This window comes from Flavobacterium sp. GQ95 (genome assembly GCF_059758655.1).
Genome location: NZ_JCAXEB010000085.1, coordinates 1 through 284 on the forward strand (window position 1 = coordinate 1; position 284 = coordinate 284).

Below are 284 nucleotides of genomic sequence, written 5' to 3' on the forward strand. Positions count from 1 at the left end.
TGAAGCATTACAAGATATGGTCTGGGCTTATCCCAACCCTACATCGGGAAGTTTTGAAATTGAACTTCCAACATCGGCAAAAGAAGTTTCAATAGCCCTGTACAATATAATAGGTCGTTTGATTTCAAACGGGGTTTATACTGTGGAGAATTCAAAGGTTAAATTAACACTGGAAGGCCAGCCTTCGGGGACTTATTTTGCTAAAATAGGGCTGGATAAAGCTGTTGTTGTAAAAATTATAAAAAAATAGTTATGAAGAATCTTAGATATTTGATCCTTATTGG

1 protein-coding gene is annotated in these 284 nt (G+C 35.9%); it reads left to right on the forward strand.

What is annotated here, in order from left to right:
• Positions 1-250 (forward strand): T9SS type A sorting domain-containing protein (locus tag AC6CH4_RS26035; protein ID WP_498108251.1); only part of this gene is annotated, 250 nt, incomplete at its 5' end.
• Positions 251-284: the final 34 nt, after the last annotated feature.